At 70.5% G+C, this 17,595-nt stretch carries 17 protein-coding genes; 14 read left to right on the forward strand and 3 right to left on the reverse strand.

Going from position 1 to position 17,595, the window contains the following annotated elements:
• Positions 1–155 precede the first annotated feature (155 nt).
• Complete coding sequence (locus tag Q1V88_RS02975) at positions 156–1,772, forward strand: GMC family oxidoreductase N-terminal domain-containing protein (protein ID WP_300677686.1); 1,617 nt, start codon at positions 156–158, stop codon at positions 1,770–1,772.
• On the opposite strand, the gene Q1V88_RS02980 is transcribed toward Q1V88_RS02975, so the two are convergent.
• Positions 1,756–3,360 carry an AMP-binding protein gene (locus tag Q1V88_RS02980; RefSeq protein WP_300677689.1) on the reverse strand — a complete coding sequence of 535 codons (1,605 nt, stop codon included), beginning with the start codon at positions 3,358–3,360 and terminating at the stop codon, positions 1,756–1,758. The two genes, Q1V88_RS02975 and Q1V88_RS02980, sit on opposite strands and share 17 nt — an antisense overlap.
• Before the next feature lie 64 nt (positions 3,361–3,424).
• On the opposite strand from Q1V88_RS02980, the gene Q1V88_RS02985 reads away from it, so the two are divergent.
• The 13 genes from Q1V88_RS02985 (at position 3,425) to Q1V88_RS03045 (ending at position 14,281) form a co-directional block, all read left to right on the forward strand.
• Positions 3,425–4,018, forward strand: coding sequence for a TetR/AcrR family transcriptional regulator (locus Q1V88_RS02985; protein WP_300677692.1), 594 nt, complete (start codon positions 3,425–3,427; stop codon positions 4,016–4,018).
• Positions 4,015–5,250, forward strand: coding sequence for a cytochrome P450 (locus Q1V88_RS02990; RefSeq protein ID WP_300677695.1), 1,236 nt, complete (start codon positions 4,015–4,017; stop codon positions 5,248–5,250). Before Q1V88_RS02985 ends, Q1V88_RS02990 begins: the two co-directional genes overlap by 4 nt.
• Positions 5,250–6,035, forward strand: a complete 786-nt coding sequence (locus Q1V88_RS02995; RefSeq protein WP_300677698.1) for an SDR family oxidoreductase — start codon at positions 5,250–5,252, stop codon at positions 6,033–6,035. The genes Q1V88_RS02990 and Q1V88_RS02995 overlap by 1 nt, the downstream gene beginning before the upstream one ends.
• Positions 6,032–7,405 (forward strand): cytochrome P450, encoded by a 1,374-nt coding sequence (locus tag Q1V88_RS03000; protein ID WP_300677701.1) that lies wholly within the window; start codon positions 6,032–6,034, stop codon positions 7,403–7,405. Before Q1V88_RS02995 ends, Q1V88_RS03000 begins: the two co-directional genes overlap by 4 nt.
• Positions 7,405–7,620, forward strand: coding sequence for a ferredoxin (locus Q1V88_RS03005; protein WP_300677704.1), 216 nt, complete (start codon positions 7,405–7,407; stop codon positions 7,618–7,620). Before Q1V88_RS03000 ends, Q1V88_RS03005 begins: the two co-directional genes overlap by 1 nt.
• The gene (locus Q1V88_RS03010) at positions 7,617–8,243 is read left to right on the forward strand and encodes a hypothetical protein (RefSeq protein WP_300677707.1); all 627 of its coding nucleotides are present in this window, start codon (positions 7,617–7,619) and stop codon (positions 8,241–8,243) included. Before Q1V88_RS03005 ends, Q1V88_RS03010 begins: the two co-directional genes overlap by 4 nt.
• Positions 8,240–9,733, forward strand: coding sequence for an aldehyde dehydrogenase (locus Q1V88_RS03015; protein WP_300677710.1), 1,494 nt, complete (start codon positions 8,240–8,242; stop codon positions 9,731–9,733). Before Q1V88_RS03010 ends, Q1V88_RS03015 begins: the two co-directional genes overlap by 4 nt.
• An 82-nt stretch (positions 9,734–9,815) precedes the next feature.
• Complete coding sequence (locus tag Q1V88_RS03020; RefSeq protein ID WP_300677712.1) at positions 9,816–10,592, forward strand: SDR family oxidoreductase; 777 nt, start codon at positions 9,816–9,818, stop codon at positions 10,590–10,592.
• Complete coding sequence (locus Q1V88_RS03025; protein ID WP_300677713.1) at positions 10,589–11,461, forward strand: NAD(P)-dependent oxidoreductase; 873 nt, start codon at positions 10,589–10,591, stop codon at positions 11,459–11,461. Before Q1V88_RS03020 ends, Q1V88_RS03025 begins: the two co-directional genes overlap by 4 nt.
• A complete protein-coding gene (locus tag Q1V88_RS03030) occupies positions 11,454–11,852 on the forward strand; it encodes a carboxymuconolactone decarboxylase family protein (protein ID WP_300677716.1) in 399 nt (132 codons plus the stop codon). Before Q1V88_RS03025 ends, Q1V88_RS03030 begins: the two co-directional genes overlap by 8 nt.
• The gene (locus Q1V88_RS03035) at positions 11,852–13,075 is read left to right on the forward strand and encodes a hypothetical protein (protein ID WP_300677718.1); all 1,224 of its coding nucleotides are present in this window, start codon (positions 11,852–11,854) and stop codon (positions 13,073–13,075) included. The genes Q1V88_RS03030 and Q1V88_RS03035 overlap by 1 nt, the downstream gene beginning before the upstream one ends.
• A gap of 97 nt (positions 13,076–13,172) precedes the next feature.
• Positions 13,173–13,814 carry a hypothetical protein gene (locus Q1V88_RS03040; protein ID WP_300677720.1) on the forward strand — a complete coding sequence of 214 codons (642 nt, stop codon included), beginning with the start codon at positions 13,173–13,175 and terminating at the stop codon, positions 13,812–13,814.
• Positions 13,808–14,281, forward strand: a complete 474-nt coding sequence (locus tag Q1V88_RS03045; protein WP_300677723.1) for a hypothetical protein — start codon at positions 13,808–13,810, stop codon at positions 14,279–14,281. Before Q1V88_RS03040 ends, Q1V88_RS03045 begins: the two co-directional genes overlap by 7 nt.
• An 89-nt stretch (positions 14,282–14,370) precedes the next feature.
• Here Q1V88_RS03045 and Q1V88_RS03050 read toward each other — a convergent pair whose 3' ends face one another.
• Positions 14,371–15,951 carry a succinic semialdehyde dehydrogenase gene (locus Q1V88_RS03050; protein ID WP_300677725.1) on the reverse strand — a complete coding sequence of 527 codons (1,581 nt, stop codon included), beginning with the start codon at positions 15,949–15,951 and terminating at the stop codon, positions 14,371–14,373.
• 8 nt (positions 15,952–15,959) lie between these two features.
• A complete protein-coding gene (locus Q1V88_RS03055; RefSeq protein WP_300677727.1) occupies positions 15,960–17,594 on the reverse strand; it encodes an FAD-dependent oxidoreductase in 1,635 nt (544 codons plus the stop codon).
• Between the last annotated feature and the right edge of the window lies 1 nt (position 17,595).

The raw sequence follows: 17,595 nt of genomic DNA on the forward strand, positions 1-17,595 counted from the left end.
TCCCTCCCAATGGGTGCGTATGAATGTGACGCACGTCACAGTGCTCACTGTGTGCCCTGGGGGCCGAAAGAGCAATGGTGCGAACGGGTGTGTCTCCAGGGCCGAAAGTCGCCAATCCGTGGACGGGGCCTGGAACCTGTTCTAGGTTCGCCTCCATGCAGGCTGACTATGTCGTCGTAGGTGCCGGCAGCGCGGGAGCGGCGACCGCTCGACGCCTGGCCGACAGCGGTGCGAGCGTGATCGTGATCGAGGCCGGTGGCAGTGACGCCCGGATCGGGGTGAAGAACCTGCTCGAGATCCCCGGCGCCGTCGCGGTGATGCTCTCCACCCCACAGCTCAAGAAGCTGGTCGACTGGGGCTACAAGTCGGTCCCGCAGGCCGCCGCACAGGACCGGGTCATCCCGATGACCCGCGGCAAGGTGGTCGGCGGCTCCAGCTCGATCAACGGGATGCTGTGGGTGCGCGGTCACCGGCAGAACTTCGACGACTGGGCCGCCGACGGCGCGACCGGCTGGTCCTACGCCGACGTCCTGGCGACCTTCAAGCGGATGGAGGACTGGGAGGGCGGTGCCGACGCCTACCGGGGGACCGGAGGTCCGATCAAGGTACGCCGCCAGCGGGACCTGACAGCGGCGGCGCAGAGCTTCCTCGCCGAGGTCCCCGGCCGCCTCGGCATGGCGGTGACCGAGGACTACAACGGAGCCCACCAGGAGGGCTTCGGCGTGATGCAGCTCAGCGCTGCCGACGGCCGGCGCTACTCCACCTCGCGTGCCTATCTGCGCGGCGCCGGCCAGAACCTGCTCATCCTGACCCGGGCGCGGGCCACCCGGATCCTGCTCACCGGCTCCCGGGCGAGCGGGGTCGAGGTGCTCGGCACCGACGGCGACCTGCAGCAGATCACCGCGACCCGCGAGGTGATCGTGGCCGCGGGCACCTTCGACTCACCCAAGCTGCTCCAGCTCTCCGGGATCGGGCCTTCCGACCAGCTGCGCCGCCTCGGGATCGAGGTCCACGCCGACCTGCCGGTGGGCGAGAACCTGCACGACCACCTCTACGTGCCGATCTCCTTCCGGATGGACTCCGCCGTACGCCGGCCCACGCCGGCGTACTTCCTGCGCGGCCTGGCCCGGGCCCGGATGACCCGCGGTGGCTGGGCCAGCGGCTCTCAGTTCGAGGCCTCGGGCTTCACCCGCTCCTCGCGGGCGGGCTCGACCGAGGCGACGGACCTGCAGTTCCACGTCCTGTACTGGATCTACCCGTTCCCCAACCAGGACGCCGACACCCCGGTGCGCCCTCCGACCACGAAGCCGGGCCTGTGCCTGCTGCCCACCCTGGTGGCACCGGCGAGCCGCGGCACGGTCAGTCTGGCCAGCACCGACCCGACGGTCGCACCGCTGATCGACCCCGCCTACCTGCGCGAGCCGGGCGACGCCGAGGTGCTGCTGGAGGGGATCGCCCGGCTGCGCGAGGCGATGCCCGGGGTGGGGGACAACGAGGGCGAGATCGCCCCGGGTCCGGGGTATCAGAGCGACGCCGCGATCCGGGAGGTGCTGCCGCAGATCGTGCACTCGGTCTACCACCCGGTCGGGACCTGCCGGATGGGCACCGACGAGCGTGCCGTGGTCGACCCCGAGCTGCGGGTGCGCGGGATCGAGGGCCTGCGGGTCGCCGACGCGTCGGTGATGCCGAGCATCACCAGCGGCAACACCAACGCACCCTCGATCATGATCGGGGAGCGGTGCGCCGACTTCGTGCTCAGCTCTGGGCGGTGAGGGTCGGGTCGCTGAGCAGCGCGCGGGCCAGGGCGGCGCTGGCGGCGTAGTCGACCTTGGAGACCGCGGTGCGGGGGACGTGCGGCACCGCGATCACCTCCTTGGGCACCTTGTAGTTCGCGATCAGCGAGCGGCAGTGCGCCTGGAGGTCGGCCGGGGTCGTGCTCGCGCCGTCGCGCAGCTGGACCAGCGCCACCACCTGCTGGCCCCAGCGCTCGTGGGCGACGCCGATCACGACCGCGTCGAAGACGTCGGGGTGACGCAGCAGGGTCGACTCGACCTCCTCGGGGTGGACCTTCTCCCCGCCGGTGTTGATGCTCACCGACCCGCGACCCAGCAGGGTGATGGTGCCGTCGGCCTCGCGCCGGGCGGCGTCGCCGGGGATCGCCCAGCGGACGCCGCCGACCTCGACGAAGGTCGCAGCGGTCTTGGCCGGATCGCCGTAGTAGCCCAGCGGGATCGGGCCGCTGCGGGCCAGCAGGCCCTCCTCGCCGACCTCGGCGGGGGTGTGGTCGGCGCGCAGCACTGTCACCTCGTCGCCAGCGGTGAACGTCGGTGCCTCGGTGGCGGGCGTCGTGCCGTCGTCGATCCGGGAGCCGGTGGCCCCCGACTCCGAGGCCCCCATCGAGTCCAGGATGAAGCGTCCCGGCAGGGCCTCGCGGATCTGCTCCCGGACCCCGGCCGAGAGCGGTGCGGCACCGTTGGAGACCGCGACCAGGGAGGACAGGTCCCACCGATCGGGCTCGGCCAGGATCGCCTCGGCGACCGGGCGTCCCATCGCATCGCCGAGGAAGGTGAGGGAGGCGACGCCGGCGGCCTCGACCAGGTCCAGGATCTGGGCCGCGTCGAAGCTGCGCTCGGTGTACAGCGCCACCGTGTGACCGCCGACGTGGGCGTTGCCCAGGATCCACTGGCTGCCGCCGTGCATCATCGGCCCGCAGGCCAGCAGCGTCATCGGGGTCGGGTTGGCGGCCGCCTCCTCGCCGAGCTGCTCCACCGACGCGATCGGCGCCCGGAACCGGGACTCGTTGAGGGCCGCCCGGATCAGGTCCTCGATCCGCCACACTACGCCCTTGGGACGTCCGGTGGTGCCGCCGGTGTAGAGCACGTAGCGGTCGTCCCCGCTGCGCTGCTCGGTCCGCCCGCCCAGGGACCTGTCGGTCGAGGAGGCGGCCAGTGCAGCGTCGTACTCCGGGCCGAAGACGACGGTGGTGCGCAGCAGCGACAGGTCGAGTCCCGCCACCGTGTCGACGTGCTCGGGTGCGATCAGGGTGGCCACGCAGTCGGCGTTGGCGTAGAGGTAGGCCAGCTCGTCGGCGAGGTACTTGTAGTTGACGTTGATCGGCACCAGGCGTGCCTTGAGGCAGCCGTAGAGCGCGTCGACCCACTCGATCCGGTTCGAGGCGTGGATGGCGACGTGCGCCCCGACCGGCAGGCCCAGGTCGATCAGGTGGTTCGCCAGGCGGGTCGCACGCTCGTCGAGCTCGGCGAAGGAGTACCGGCGTGCGGTGGTGAACACCGCCGTCCGCTCCGGCACCGCATCGGCGAGGACTTCGAGGACGTCGGCGAGGTGTAGGGGTCGGCTCACAGGCTCACCCTCGTTTCTGGAACAAGTTCTTGTCAATGAGGAGAACGTGTTCTAGTTTGGACACGTGTCCAGTCAGATGTCCATCGCGCCCCGCCAGGCACTCAACCCACGTCAGGCCGAGACGGTGCAGCGCCTGTGGGAGGCCGGTCTCGCGGAGCTGCGCGAGACCGGCCACGAGGCGCTCACCATCCGGGTGGTGGCCGCACGGGCCGGGGTCTCCCCGGCGACGGCGTACACCTACCTGGCCTCGAAGTCGCACCTCTTCGCCGAGCTGTTCTGGCGCCACCTGACCGCCGGTGACCCGCCGCCGGTGACCGGGGCCACCGCCGTCGAGCGGGTCCAGGCCACCGTCAGGGCCACCACCGACCGGATCGTCGCCGAGCCGGCGCTGGCCGCTGCCGTCACCCCGGCCCTGCTCGGCACCGACCCCGATGTGGAGCGGCTCCGGCTGCGGATCGGCGCTGAGCTGGTACGTCGTTTCGAGACCGCCCTGGCCGGATCCGAGGGTCACGACCCGGTCCGCCCGGCGCTGCTGGACGCCCTCGTCCTCGCCTTCTCCGGGGCCCTGCTCCAGGCGGGGATGGGGATCTTCACCTACGAGCACATGGCCGACCGGCTGGAGCAGGCAGTGGCTGTGATCGTGGCGGGGAACGCATGAGCGGCGTCGCCACCGGGGTGGCCTTCGACCCCTACGACTACGAGTTCCACGAGGACCCGTATCCGACCTACGCCCGGCTGCGTGCCGAGGCACCGCTCTTCCACGCCGTGGACGACGACCTGTGGGTGCTCTCGCGTTACGAGGACATCTGGGCCGCGCTGCGCGACGACACCACCTTCTCCAACCGGATGGGGGTCTCCCTCGACGCCAGCGCGTGGAGCCCGGAGGCCCACCGCGTGATGAGCTTCCTCGCCCTCGACGGGGCCGCCCAGACCCGGCTGCGACGTCTGGTCTCGGCCGCGTTCACCCCACGTCGGATCGCCGACCTGGAGCCGACCGTGCAGGGGCTCGCCGACCACTACCTCGACCGGGTCGTCACCGGCACCGAGGTCGACTGGATCGCCGACCTGGCCGGACGTCTCCCGATGGATGTGATCAGCGAGATGATGGGCGTCCCGGTCGCCGACCGCGACCACGTCCGTGCGCTGGCCGACCTGGTCGTGCACCGCGAGGACGGCGTCCGCGACGTGCCGCCGGCCGGGATGAGCGCGGCGATCGAGCTGATCTCCTACTACGCCGCGATGGTCGGCGCCCGGCGCGACGCCCCGCCACCGGCCGACGGCGCCGCGCCGGACCTGACCTGGGAGCTCGCCCAGGCCGAGATCGACGGCGACCGGCTCACCGACGCCGAGATCATCGCCTTCCTCTTCCTGATGGTGGTGGCCGGCAACGAGACCACCACCAAGCTGCTCGGCAACGCCCTCTTCCACCTCGCCGCCCACCCCGAGGCGGTCGCCGACGTGCTCGCCGACCCCGGCCTGGTCGACGCCTGGATCGAGGAGACCCTGCGCCACGACACCTCCTCGCAGATGATCGCGCGCTACGTGGCCGAGGAGTTCGAGCTGCACGGCACCCGGGTCCCCGTCGGTGCCAAGCTGCTGCTCCTGCTCGGCTCGGCCAACCGCGACGGCGACGTCTTCGAGCACCCCGACACCTTCGACCTGCACCGCGACCCCGCCGAGTGGGCCCGGATCCTCAGCTTCGGCAACGGTCGGCACTTCTGCCTGGGCGCCCACCTGGCCCGGCTGGAGGCGCGGGTGGTGCTGCGTTCGCTGATCGAGCGGATCGCGGCCCTCCAGGTGCGCTCCGGTGGCGCCGTACGGGTGCATTCGACGAGTGTGCGCGGGTTCTCCGCGCTGCCGGTCACGTTCACGCCGCGGAGCGCCGAGTGATGGCCCGCCCCGGCCGCGCCACCCACCCCGAACGCCGACCGGCCGTCGTCACCGGCGCCTCCTCGGGGATCGGGGCCGAGACCGCCCGCGCCCTGGCCGCCGCCGGCCTGCCGGTCGCGCTCGGCGCCCGCCGGGTCGAGACCTGTGAGGAGATCGCCGCCGAGATCCGGGCCGCCGGGGGAGAGGCGGTCGCGCTCGCGCTCGACCTGACCGACGACGCCTCCCTGGCCCGCTTCGCCGACCAGGCGACGGCGGCGCTGGGGGAGATCGAGGTGGTCGTGTCCAACGCCGGGGTGGTGGCGCCGGGGGCACTGGCCGAGATCGACTCGACCCGGTTCGCCGCCGAGCTCGACCTCAACCTGGTCGGGGCGCACCGCCTGGTGCGGACCTTCGTGCCCGCGATGACCACGCGGCGCCGCGGCGATCTGGTCTTCGTCTCCTCCGACGTGGCGGTGCGGCCGCGGCCGTTCATGGCGGCCTACGCGGCCGGCAAGTGGGGGCTGGAGGGGATGGTCGGCGCACTCCAGATGGAGCTCGAAGGCACCGGCATCCGTGCCTCCCTGGTCCGTCCCGGGCCGACCTGGTCGGGGATGGGGACCGACTGGTCCGACGACGAGGCCGCCTTCGTGCTCAGCCAGTGGATCAGGTTCGGCCTGGCCCGGCACCCGCACTTCCTGCACGCGCGTGCCCATGCTGAGGCGATCACCTCGATCGTGACAGCGCCGCGCGGCGTCCATCTCAGCCTGATCGACGTCAACCCCGAAGCCCCTGTGGAGGACTCATGATCCGCGACGTCTCGATGGTCCTGGACGATCAGGACCCGACCCTGGAGCCGCTGTTGAAGGGCACCGGGCACCTGCCCGAGCTCCGGGTCGACCCGATCGGCCTGCTGGAGCGGGTCCGCGCCGAGTGCGGCGACATCGGGCGGTTCCGGCTGGCCGACAAGGAGGTCGTGCTGGTCTCGGGGGCCGAGGCCAACGAGGCGTTCTTCAGGGCACCCGACGAGGTCCTGGACCAGGCAGCGGCGTACCCCTTCATGACGCCGATCTTCGGGCCCGGCGTGGTCTTCGACGCCTCGCCCACCGAGCGCCAGCAGATGCTGAAGAACCAGGCGCTGCGCGGGGACATGATGCGCGGCCACGCCTCGACCATCGAGTCCGAGATCCGCCGGATGGTGGCCGGCTGGGGCGAGAGCGGGGAGATCGACCTGCTCGACTTCTTCGCCGAGCTGACCATCTACACCACCTCGGCCTGCCTGATCGGCCGACCGTTCCGCGAGGAGCTGGACGGGCGCTTCGCCGCGGCCTATCACCGCCTCGAGCGCGGTACCGACGCGATCGCCTATGTCGATGCGTACGCCGACATCGAGTCGTTCCGGGTCCGCGACGCCGCCCGCGCCGAGCTGGTCGCGCTGGTCAGCGAGATCATCGACCGGCGGATCGCGCGCGGCACCGTGCCACGCGAGGAGCGCGACCTGCTCGACGTGCTGATCTCGATCGAGATGAGCGCCGACATGGTCACCGGGATCTTCATCTCGATGATGTTCGCGGGCCACCACACCTCCTCGGGGACCGCGTCGTGGGCGATGATCGAGCTGCTGCGCCACCCCGAGGCGATGGCCGACGTGGTCGCCGAGCTGGACGGGCTCTACACCCCCGACGAGGGCGGCGAGGCCCCGGAGGTCTCGTTCCAGGCGCTGCGCGAGATCCCGGTCCTGGAGGCCGCGCTCAAGGAGACCCTGCGGCTGCACCCGCCGCTGATCATCCTGCTGCGGCTGGTCCGCGAGGAGCTGGAGATCGCCGGTGAGGTGGTCCCGGCCGGAGCGGTGCTGGCGGCCTCGCCCCGGGTCTCGAACCGGATCGAGGCTGACTTCCCCGACGCCGACGGCTTCCACCCCGAGCGCTACCTCGACGACCGGCAGGAGGACCTGGCGCACCGCTGGACCTGGATCCCGTTCGGCGCCGGACGCCACCGCTGCGTCGGCAACGCGTTCGCGATGATGCAGATGAAGGCGATCTTCTCGGTGCTGCTGCGTGACTTCACCTTCGCCGCGGTGCAGCCCCTGGAGGACTACCGCGACGACTGCTCGAAGATGGTCATCCAGCTCTCCCAGCCTGCGCGGGTGCGGTACCGCCGCCGCGAGCGGAGCGCGTGATGAGCGCGTCCGGCCTGCGGGTGGTGGCCGACCTGGACCTGTGCCAGGGCCACCAGCTCTGCCTGGCCGAGGATCCCGCCGTCTTCGCCTACGACCACGACGCCGACCACGTCGTGATCGCCCTCGATCCCGTCGGCGAGGAGCACCGCAGCGCGGTGAGCCAAGCCGTGAAGTACTGCCCCGCCGTCGCCCTGACCCTGGAGGAGACCTCATGACCGCCACCGCAGCGCTGACCCGCGCCGAGATCGAGCAGTTCTGGGAGGAGTGGCTGGCCCTCAACCGTGCGGTCGAGGCGACCGGCGACTGGCGCCCGCTGGCCGAGTCGTACGCCCCCGAGGCGACGTACGGCTGGATGTACGCTCCCGACGAGCACTTCATGGCGGTCGGCCGCGACCAGATCCGGGACTGGGCGATCGGGATCGAGATGGACGGCCTGGACGGCTGGCACTACGACTACGTCTGCACCATGATCGACGACCAGAAGTCGATGGTGATCGGGTTCTGGAAGCAGCGCTCGGGGATCCTCAACGAGGCCACCGGGACGGAGTACGAGATCGTCGGCCTCGGCGGGTCCTGGTTCGGGCTCACCCGGATCGCCGAGGGGCCCGAGGCCGGTGAGATCAAGATCGCGTGGCAGCGCGACTGGTTCGACCTGCCCTCGACCGCGCACACGTTCCTGGAGATCGTGGGCGCGGGCAAGGCACCCGAGACGCTGCTGAAGCGGATGGCGGTGACCGGCCACGGTGTGCCGGGGCACTACCACCTCGCCGACCTGCCGAGCACGGTGTGGCCGCCGCCGGTGGAGGCCGGGGAGTACGTCACCCAGGCATCCGCATGAGTGCCCGTACGCCGGACAACGCACCGGCCCAGCAGCTGATCGACGGGAAGCTCGTCGGAGCCTCGTCCGGGGCGACGTACCCGATCTGGAACCCGGCCACCGGGGAGCAGATCGGAGTCGCGCCCGAGGGCACCGCCGGTGACGTCGACGCCGCGATCGCTGCGGCCCGGCGGGCCTTCGACGAGACCGACTGGTCCACCGACGTGGCCTTGCGGGTGCGGTGCCTGCGCCAGCTGCATGCCGCCCTGGTCGAGGCGGGGGAGTCGATGCGGGCGCTGACCATCGCCGAGGCCGGGGCACCGGCGATGTTCACCGCCGGCCCGCAGTACGACGCGCCGGTCGAGGGTCTCGCGTGGGTCACCGACCTGGCCGAGTCCTACTCCTGGGAGAGCGACCTGGGCATCGGCGTCACGATGGGGCTCTCCTCGCGCCGCACGGTGCGGCGCGAGCCGGTCGGGGTGGTCGCGGCGATCACGCCGTGGAACTTCCCCAACCAGATCAACCTGGCCAAGGTCGGTCCGGCGCTGGCCGCCGGGTGCACGGTGGTGCTCAAGCCGGCCCCCGACACTCCCTGGCTGGCTGCTGAGCTGGGCCGGATCGTGGCCGAGCACACCGACATCCCGGCCGGGGTGTTCAACGTGGTGACGCCGCGTGACAACGCCGTGGCCGCCGCGCTGACCACCGACCCGCGGGTCGATCTGGTCAGCTTCACCGGCTCCACCGCGACCGGGCAGGCGATCATGGCGGCCGCGGCACCCACCCTCAAGCGGGTCTTCCTGGAGCTCGGCGGCAAGTCCGCGGCGATCGTGCTCGACGACCTCGACCAGGCCGGGTTCGCCTCGGCGGTGTCGATGGCGGCGTTCGCGGTCTCGGTCCACGCCGGCCAGGGCTGCGCGTTGACCACCCGGCTGCTGGTGCCGCGCGCCCGCTACGACGAGGCGGTCCAGATCGCGGCTGCGACGATGAGCGGCCTCGGCGCCCAGGACCCCGCCGACGGTGGCACGGTCTGCGGCCCCGTGATCAGTCAGGTGCAGCGCGAGCGGGTGCTGGACTACCTGCGGCTGGCCGTCGAGGAGGGCGGGCGGTTCGCCACCGGGGGCGGTCTCGCGACCCACGACGGCAAGCTGGCCGGTGGCTTCTGGGTCGAGCCGACCGTGATCGCCGGCCTGGACAACACCGCCCGGGTCGCCCGCGAGGAGATCTTCGGTCCGGTGCTGGTCGTGATCGCCCACGACGGGGACGACGACGCCGTCCGGATCGCCAACGACTCGCCGTACGGGCTCTCGGGGTCGGTCGACGCCGCCGATCCCGAGCGAGCCCGGGCCCTCGCCCGCCGGATCCGGACCGGGACGCTCGGGATCAACGGCGGCCAGTGGTTCGCCCCCGACGCGCCGTTCGGTGGCTACAAGGCCTCGGGGCTGGGCCGCGAGATGGGGGTGGCCGGCTTCGAGGAGTACCTCGAGATCAAGACCATCGCCGAGCCCGCCTAGCGCCGACTTCCGGGTTCACCACCGCCGAGATCCGGGTTCACCACCACCGACTTCCGACTTTCGCACAGCCAAGGAGCCCGACATGGGACAGCAGGACGCAGCACCACGCACCGGAGCATTGGACGGCAAGGTCGTCGTCGTCACCGGCGCGGCCCAGGGGATCGGCGAGGCCTACGCCCGCGGCATCGCCGCCCAGGGTGCGGCCGTCGTCGTCGCCGACCTCAACGCCGACCTCGGCGCCCAGGTCGCCGAGCAGATCCAAGCCGACGGCGGTACGGCGATCTTCGTGCCGGTCGACGTCGCCGACGCCACCTCGGCCGCGGCACTGGTGACCACCACGGTCGAGCGCCTCGGCGGGATCGACGGCCTGGTCAACAACGCCGCGATCTACGGGGCGATGCAGTTCGACCTGCTGATCACGGTGGACTGGGACTACTACAAGCGGTTCATGAGCGTGAACATGGACGGCGCACTGGTGATGACCCGGGCCGTCTACCCCGAGATCGCCAAGCGCGGCGGCGGCTCGATCATCAACCAGTCCTCGACCGCGGCCTATCTCTACTCCGGCTTCTACGGCCTGGCGAAGTCGGGCATCAACGGCCTCACCCAGCAGCTCGCCCACGAGCTCGGCGGCCAGGGCATCAGGGTCAACGCGATCGCCCCCGGCCCGACCGACACCGCCGCCACCCGCACCCAGGCCGGGGACGCCGCCCGCGACCTGGTCAGGAGCCTCGCGATCAAGCGGATGGGCACGCCCGAGGACATGGTCGGCGCGGCGACGTTCCTGCTCTCGGACTCTTCGTCGTGGGTCACCGGGCAGGTGATCGCCGTCGACGGCGGACAGACGTTCCGGCCATGAGCGCGCCGGAGCCGATCCGGGTCGGATTCGTCGGACTGGGCACCATCGGCAGGCCGATGGCGCTGCGCCTGGCCGCGGCCGCCGACGTCGACCTGCGGGTCGTCGACCTCGCCCCCGAGCCTGTCGCGGCGCTGGTCGCTGCCGGCGCCGAGGCCGCGGAGTCCCTGGCGGCATTGGGGGCCTGGGCCGAGGTGGTGTGCGTGATGGTGCGTGACGACGCCCAGGTCAGAGCCGTGCTGGTCGACGTACGGGCGGGAGCCGGTGAGCGTGGCGAGGCCGCGCCGCTGCGCTTCGTGATCCACTCCACGGTCGCGTCCCCGACACCGGCCGAGCTGGCCGCGGCCGTGCACGGTGCGGGGATCGAGGTCCTGGACGCACCCGTCTCGGGCGGTCCGATGGGGGCCGCCGAGGGCACGCTGGCGATCATGGTCGGCGCGAGCCCGGAGGCCTTCGCCGCCGTCGGGCCGGTGCTGGCAGCGATGGGGACCAAGGTGATCCACGCCGGCGAGGTCGGCACCGGCACCCGCTTCAAGCTGGCCCGGAACCTGCTTCACTTCGTCTCCTTCACCGCTGCGACCGAGGCGGCCCGCCTGGCCGAGGCCGCCGGGCTCGACCTCGTCGTCCTGGGCGACGTGGTGCGTCACACCGACGCGATCACCGGCGGTCCGGGGGCGATCCTCTACCGCTCGACGACCGCGCCGATCGAGCCCGACGACTTCTGGCACGGCGTCTTCAGCCACGTCGTAGCCCTGGGGGAGAAGGACCTGTCGGCCGCGATCAGGCTGGCCGACGAGCTCGGCATCGACGTACCTCTCGCGCGCCGTGCGCTGAGTGACCTTGCACCTGGATTGGGGCTGCCCCGTGTCTGACACCGACAAGTTCGCCGACCTCCCGCCGCTGCGCCGGCTCGGCCTGGAGACGATGGAGACCGTCTACGGCTTCGAGATGAGCGACGGCGAGGGCGACTTCTTCGCCTACACCGCCGATCACCTCTTCGGCGACATCTGGCAACGACCCGGGCTCTCGGTCCGCGACCGACGGCTGCTGCTGATCGGCATGCTTGCAGGCCAGGGTGCCGACGACGTGCTCGGCATCCAGGTGCCGGCCGCCCTGGCCAACGACGAGCTCGACGCGACCGCGCTGCGCGAGATCGTGGTGTTCCTGTCGCACTACGCCGGCTGGCCGGTCGGGGCGCGGCTCAACTCCGTGGTCGAGACCGCGATCGGCAAGGCCGAGCGGGCAGCACGACGGGACCACTGATGCGCAGCGCGTACGCCGATCTCAGCCGTGCCCAGCTCGCCGTCCTGATCCCCGAGCTGATGCTGATCGGCCAGATGATCGACCGCTCCGGGATGGCGTGGTGCATCTCCGCGTTCGGTCGCGAGGAGATGGTGCAGATCGCGATCGAGGAGTGGGCCGGAGCCAGTCCGATCTACACCCGCCGGATGCAGCACGCGCTCGGCTACGCCCCCGAGGTCGAGGGCCGCGGCGACGTCGTCACGATCTTCAAGGGGCTGCAGCTCGACATCGGTGCGCCGCCGCAGTTCCTCGACTTCCGGTTCACCGTGCACGACCCGTGGCACGGCGAGTTCGCGCTCGCGCACTGCGGCGCGCTGGTCGACGTCGAGCCGATGGGGGAGGCCTACGTCACGGGGATGTGCCACACCATCGAGGACCCCACCTTCGACGCCACCGCGGTAGCGACCAACCCGCGCGCCCAGGTCCGCCCGATCCACCGTCCGCCCGGGGTGCCGATCGGGGTGCCGGCCGGTGGTCCGGTCTGTGCCTGGACGGTGAGGATCGACGACTCCTTCCCCGAGGTGGTCGGCATCCCGGCACTCGCCGTCAACGCCCGCTCCCGGGCGGCGACGCTGGTGCTCGACCCGATCGACGTGACGCAGGACGGGGCGAGTGACTATGCCGGGCCGCTGCTGAGCGACCTCGACGTCGCGGCCTTCTCCCACTCCGCCCTGGTCCGGATCGCCGACGAGCTCTGCCTCCAGATGGCGTTGCTGGACCGGGCGTTCGTGCTCGCCCTGGAGGCACGCGCCGCCGCGGACCAGGTGCTGGAGATCCGCCGCAAGCAGGTCACCGGGTTCGCCGGGATCGCCGCCCGCCGCCTGGTCCGGGCACTCGGCATCGAGGCCACCGTGGCCGGGGCCGAGCGGCTGCTCGCGCTCCACCCGATGCTCAACCCGACGTCGTACGTCGCCACCGGGGCGGCCCACGAGGACGGCGCGTGGGTCACCCTGCTGAGCGAGCAGTGGGCGGAGCCGCTGCGTGCCGCCGTACGGGAGGTGTCGGCGCATCTCGACGTCGAGGTCAGCGCCCAGCGGTGGCGGGTGGTCGAGACCGCGACGGCGCGCGAGGTGTGCGACGAGGTCGCGGTGACGCTGTTCTCCTCGGGCACCGACTTCGTGTTCGAGCCACGCCGCTCCCTGCCCCTGATATCAACGACTCATCCCAAAAGCGGCCGAAGTTAATAATGCACTTGGGGCCATTTGTTTTCGCGCCAGAGAATCGGTTGACCTGATTTACTTGTCGGGCTTGAATGGCGTCATGTATCGAATAACGATAACGGTGACTGGGGCGGCCGCTCTGGTTATGGCGACAGCGACGTCCGCGCTGGCGTTTCATGGTTACTCGAATGCCATTGAGGACAACCATGCAGGCCACTACACGGGCCTCCAGATGAATCGAGTGGATCGAGCCATCACTCAGGGGACGAATGGTTGCTCAACCTTCTTCTCCGGGTACCCCACCTATCAGACGCAATGGCTGAAGGTGACGTCGACAACCAACTGGATGGAACTCGGGACTGGCCATCAATGTGGCGACACGATGCGTTACTGGTACTGGGGATACGGGTTCAACGGAGTCTGGTATCCGATGGGCGAGGCCCTCGGTGTCACTGCAGGGGTGAGTCACGAGTTCCGGATCGCGCGTGCGGGCACCGACGACTGGCACTTCCGTGTCGACGGGGCGTTGAAGGCGTCGCTGGCCTGGGCCGTGAGCGGTGCGGCCGATATCGTAGGCCTCGAATCGTATGGCCCTGGAACAACCACCGCTACCTACTCCTCGACTTCCTTGAAGGACACGTTGGATGGCGGATCGTGGCAGTACTGGGGTGGAAAGAACGGCTCTCGGGTCGACACTCCGGAGATGTGCGGCGGCTGGAACAGCGCAACATCGTGGAGAGCATCGGAGAATGTCGCATGTTGATGAAGATCTCTTGGCTTGTCGCTGCCGGGGTGCTGGCGATATCTGGCTGTGGTGTACAGGGCAGTGGCGTGAGCGCCGACTCAGAAACTGTCTCTGATGCCTGCACGGCCTTGACCGGTGAACCGTCGGTGACCGGAGAGGGTGGCAAGGCGATCGTTCGCGCTGACGATCGTGTCTCGGTCGAGACGTTTCAGGCATGGCTCAAGGGCAGAGCAGTGGGCGGTGCGCCAAGCCTGACGGACGCTGACTTCCCGGAACTCAAGGGTTCGACCATGGTCGAGATCTGTGTCTTCGAAGTTGATCCTCGCCCGGTACCTGGGCCCCCTGACGTTGAGCGCGAGGCCAACGGTGCGCGAGTTCTGGTGGGTGACGGCGGCTGGGACGTGTTCGGGCTCGGCCCACTGGAGACGCTGCTCACGGAGTCTCGTGAGCTGGCGTCGACCGCGGACAAACTCCAGGAGGGCTGACGAACCGGCTGTGTCACGCCGAACCGGGGGAAGGCGACGCACCCTGGCGTCGCCTTCCCCCGGTCTGGTCGGAGTGCGGGTCTCCTCGCTCAGCGGATCCGCAGCCGGCGCATCCAGCGCAACGACATCTGCATCTGCTTCGCGTAGTCGTCGTAGGTCTGCTTGCCCTGCGGCCCCATCACCTGCTTCTTGAGCACCGCGACGTTCTGGGTCTCGGTGTACTTCAGGAGTCCCTGGTCGCCGTTGCGGGCGCCGACGCCGGACTTCTTCATGCCACCGGACGGGGTCGCCTTGGAGGCGTAGGCCGTGGCCAGACCGTCGTTGATGTTGACGTTGCCGGACTCGATCCGGCGGGCGATGTTCTCCGCCCGCTTGATGTTGGTCGTCCAGATCGAGGCGTTCAGGCCGTACTCGGTGTCGTTGGCCAGGGCGATCGCCTCCTCGACCGTGGAGTAGCGGTGCAGCGAGACCACCGGACCGAAGGTCTCCACCACGCCGTGGATCATCTCCTTGGTGGTGCCCTCGATGATCGTCGGCTCGAAGAACGTCGGGCCGAGGTCGGGCCGCGGCCTGCCGCCGAGCAGCACCGTGGCGCCGCGCTCGACCGCGTCGTCGACGTGGGACTTGACCCGCTCCATCGCCTCGACCGAGATCAGGCCGCCGAGGTCCGGTCCGAAGTCGTACGCCGCTCGCTGGTCGAGCTGGGCCGTGGCGGCCACGAACTTGTCCCGGAAGGCGTCGTAGAGGGAGTCGTGCACGTAGATCCGCTCGATGTGCATGCAGACCTGGCCGGTGTTGGCGAAGACGGCGAAGAGGGCGCCCTTGACGGTCTCGTCCAGGTCGGCGTCGTCGAGCACGATCATCGGGTTCTTGCCGCCGAGCTCGAGGCAGGCCGCGATCAGGTTGCGCCCGGCCTGCTCGCCCAGCAGCCGGCCGGTGCCGGTGGAGCCGGTGAACATCAGGTAGTCGATCGTGTCCATGATCGTCGGCCCGACGTCGGGGCCCTCACCGCAGACCACCTGGAACAGGCCCTTCGGCAGGCCGGCCTCCTCCAGCAGCTCGATCCCGTACAGCGGCGAGAGCGCCGTCTTGTTGTCGGGCTTGAGCAGCACGGCGTTGCCCGCCATCAGCGCCGGGACGGCGTCGGAGAGGCCGGTGGCGAACGGGAAGTTCCACGGCGCGATGATGCCGACCAGGCCCCGCGGCGAGTGCACCTCGGTGGAGTACGACAGGAATGGCACGACCCCGCCGTGGCGGCGGTCGGCCAGCACCTTCGGTGCCCGCTTGAGGTAGTGGCTGATCACCATCGGCGGGTCGCAGGCCTCCTCGAAGGCCATCCGACGCGACTTGCCCGACTCGACCTGGATCAGGTCGGCGACGGTGTGCTGCCGGTCGACGATCAGCTTGTGGGCGCGCTCGAAGACGGCCAGGCGCTCCTTGAGCGGGGTGGCCGCCCACTGCACCTGGGCCTCACGGGCCCGGGCCGCTGCCGCCACGACGTCGGCCGGGGTCGACTGCGGCAGCTCGACCATGACCTCGCCGGTGTAGACCTCGGTGAGTTTCCAGGAACCGCCCGCGGTGGACGGGACGCGGGCGACCAGACGACGCAGGAGGTCGTCGGTGACGCTCGCTGGACGGGCGGTGGCCGGGGCGGCAGCGGTGGTGGACATGACTCTCCTCAGAAACCGAGGATGAACTCGGCGACGCGGTCGCCGATCATCACGGACGGGGCGTTGGTGTTGCCGCCGATGATCGACGGCATGATCGAGGCGTCGGCGACCCGCAGGCCCTCGATGCCACGGACCTTGAGGTCGGGCGTGACGACGGTGCGGCTGTCGGACTCCGCGCCCATCCGGCACGAGCCGACGGCGTGGTAGATCGACGTCGCCCGGTTGGTGACCTCGCTCTTCATCTTCTCCGCGTCCAGCGCCGTGCCGGGGTGGATCTCGGAGAGCACCTTCCCGCGCAGGTTCGGGTTGGCCATGATGTCGCGGATCATCTGCACGCCCTCGAGCAGCACCCGGTGGTCGTCGGGCTCGGCGAGGTAGTTGAAGTCGATCAGCGGGTCGGCCAGCGGGTTGGAGCTGGCCAGGCGCAGCGTGCCCCGCGAGCGCGGGTAGATCAGGGAGCTCATCACGGTCAGGGCGGCGCGCTTGTCCACGTCGTGCCGGATCGGCGCGTCCTGGTTGGGCGAGGGATAGGCCCAGGGCAGGACGTGCAGCTGGAGGTCGGGGACGTCGGTGGCCAGCGACGTACGGACGAATCCGACCTGCTCGAAGACCGAGTTCTCCAGGAAGGAGTGGCCGACTGTGACCTCCTTGGCGACGCCACGGGCGAAGTACGCCGGCGTGCCGTGGTGCAGGGCCGAGGGCATCTCCCACGTCGTCGGCACGAACATGTGGTCGTGCAGGTTGTCGCCGACGGGAAGGTCGGCGACGGTGTGGATGCCGACGCTGGCGAGGTGCTCGGACGGGCCGATGCCCGAGAGCATCAGCAGCTGCGGGGAGCCGAAGGCGCCTGCGGACAGGATCACCTCCGAGCGGGCCCGGATGACGTGCCGCCCGCCCTTGCGGTCGACGACCTCGACGCCGACGGCGCGGGAGCCGTCCAGGACCACCTTGGTGGCCTGGACCTGGGTCAGGGTGGACAGCGTCGGCAGGTCGGCGTCGTGCAGGTAGCCGCGCGAGGCGGAGTAGCGCAGGCCCTGGAAGGCACTCTGCTGGAAGGTCGAGATGCCCTCCTGCTCCGCGGCGTTGTAGTCGTCGAGCACCTTGACGTTGAGGGTCTCCGAGGTGGCCTGCTTGAACGCCTCGCTGGCCGCGGTGGGCTGGGTGTGTCGGGTGACCTTGATCGGACCGCCGGCACCGCGGTAGTCGTTGGCGCCGTCCTCGAAGTCCTCGATCCGCCGGTAGGACGCGTTGACCGCGTCGGCGTTCCAGGCGGCTCCGGTCTCGCCGATCTCAGCGGCCCAGGAGTCGTAGTTGGCGCGGTTGCCACGCACCCAGAGCAGGCCGTTGATCGAGCTGGACCCACCGAGCACCTTGCCGCGGGGCTGGGGGAGCTCACGGTTGCGGGCATGGGTCTGGGGCACCGTGTGGTAGCCCCAGTCGACCAGCTTCTTCAGCTTCGGCTCGGCGTGCAGCGGGCCGATCATGCCGGGCTTGGTGACCAGGAAGTTGCGACGGTCGTCCTTGCCGGCCTCGATCAGGATGACGGACTTGCCGGCCGCGGCGAGCCGGCCGGCGGCGGCGCAGCCGGCAGAGCCTCCGCCGACGACGACGTACTCGGCCTCGGTGACGATGTTCTTGGCCATC

This window comes from Nocardioides sp., assembly GCF_030150155.1.
Classification (GTDB): Bacteria; Actinomycetota; Actinomycetes; order Propionibacteriales; family Nocardioidaceae; genus Nocardioides.

Excerpts from the sequence above, each read along its gene's own strand:
- Q1V88_RS02975 (WP_300677686.1), top strand. The coding sequence starts at position 156 with ATGCAGGCTGACTATGTCGTCGTAGGTGCCGGCAGCGCGGGAGCGGCG.
- Q1V88_RS02990 (WP_300677695.1), top strand. The coding sequence starts at position 4,015 with ATGAGCGGCGTCGCCACCGGGGTGGCCTTCGACCCCTACGACTACGAG.
- Q1V88_RS02995 (WP_300677698.1), top strand. The coding sequence starts at position 5,250 with ATGGCCCGCCCCGGCCGCGCCACCCACCCCGAACGCCGACCGGCCGTC.
- Q1V88_RS03000 (WP_300677701.1), top strand. The coding sequence starts at position 6,032 with ATGATCCGCGACGTCTCGATGGTCCTGGACGATCAGGACCCGACCCTG.
- Q1V88_RS03005 (WP_300677704.1), top strand. The coding sequence starts at position 7,405 with ATGAGCGCGTCCGGCCTGCGGGTGGTGGCCGACCTGGACCTGTGCCAG.
- Q1V88_RS03010 (WP_300677707.1), top strand. The coding sequence starts at position 7,617 with ATGACCGCCACCGCAGCGCTGACCCGCGCCGAGATCGAGCAGTTCTGG.
- Q1V88_RS03015 (WP_300677710.1), top strand. The coding sequence starts at position 8,240 with ATGAGTGCCCGTACGCCGGACAACGCACCGGCCCAGCAGCTGATCGAC.
- Q1V88_RS03020 (WP_300677712.1), top strand. The coding sequence starts at position 9,816 with ATGGGACAGCAGGACGCAGCACCACGCACCGGAGCATTGGACGGCAAG.
- Q1V88_RS03025 (WP_300677713.1), top strand. The coding sequence starts at position 10,589 with ATGAGCGCGCCGGAGCCGATCCGGGTCGGATTCGTCGGACTGGGCACC.
- Q1V88_RS03035 (WP_300677718.1), top strand. The coding sequence starts at position 11,852 with ATGCGCAGCGCGTACGCCGATCTCAGCCGTGCCCAGCTCGCCGTCCTG.
- Q1V88_RS03045 (WP_300677723.1), top strand. The coding sequence starts at position 13,808 with ATGTTGATGAAGATCTCTTGGCTTGTCGCTGCCGGGGTGCTGGCGATA.
- Q1V88_RS03050 (WP_300677725.1), bottom strand. The coding sequence starts at position 15,951 with ATGTCCACCACCGCTGCCGCCCCGGCCACCGCCCGTCCAGCGAGCGTC.
- Q1V88_RS03055 (WP_300677727.1), bottom strand. The coding sequence starts at position 17,594 with ATGGCCAAGAACATCGTCACCGAGGCCGAGTACGTCGTCGTCGGCGGA.